The sequence below is a fragment of the Bradyrhizobium sp. 142 genome (genome assembly GCF_023074015.1).
In the GTDB taxonomy this organism is placed as follows: Bacteria; Pseudomonadota; Alphaproteobacteria; order Rhizobiales; family Xanthobacteraceae; genus Bradyrhizobium.
Genome location: NZ_JADPKQ010000462.1, coordinates 1 through 677 on the forward strand (window position 1 = coordinate 1; position 677 = coordinate 677).

The 677-nt window shown below is 65.3% G+C and carries 1 protein-coding gene; it reads left to right on the plus strand.

The features are described from left to right. Nucleotides 1-677, plus strand: a 677-nt coding sequence (locus tag IVA82_RS49270) for an IS110 family transposase (RefSeq protein WP_247493251.1), incomplete at both ends; no start/stop codon positions are given.

Consider the following 677-nt stretch of genomic DNA (forward strand, 5'->3'; position numbering starts at 1 on the left):
ACCAGGTCGTGCGACATCGCACGCGGCTCAAGAACGAGGTGCATTCAATCCTGCACGCGCACCTGATCCCGAAGTGCCCGCATGCCGATCTTTTCAACGCCCGCGGCCGGGCGTGGTTGGCCGCTCAACAGTTGCCGGACGATGAACGCGCAGCGATCGATCGGCACGTCCGTGAACTTGACCGGTTGGCGGAAGACCTGGCCCTGCTCGACCGCGAAATTGCGCAGGACGCCATGGACGATCCCGCGGTCAATAGATTGATGACAATCACCGGCGTCAATCTGGCGGTCGCCGCCGGGATCGTGGCGGCGATCGGCGACATCGGCCGGTTCAACAGCCCCCAGAAGCTGGTGAGCTATTTCGGGCTGAACCCGCGGGTGCGGCAGTCGGGACTGGGAGCTGCCCATCACGGTCGCATCAGCAAAATCGGCCGCAGTCACGCGCGCGCCATGCTGGTCGAGGCGGCCTGGGCAGCGGCCAAGGCGCCCGGTCCACTGCATGCTTTTTTCGTCCGCATCCGCGCCCGGCGCGGCCATCAGATCGCCGCGGTGGCCGTGGCTCGCAAGCTCACTGTGCTCTGCTGGCATTTGTTGACGAAGGGCGAAGATTACCTGTGGGCGCGCCCAGCCCTGGTGGCCAACAAGACCCGCGCAATGCAACTTCAAGCCGGACATCCG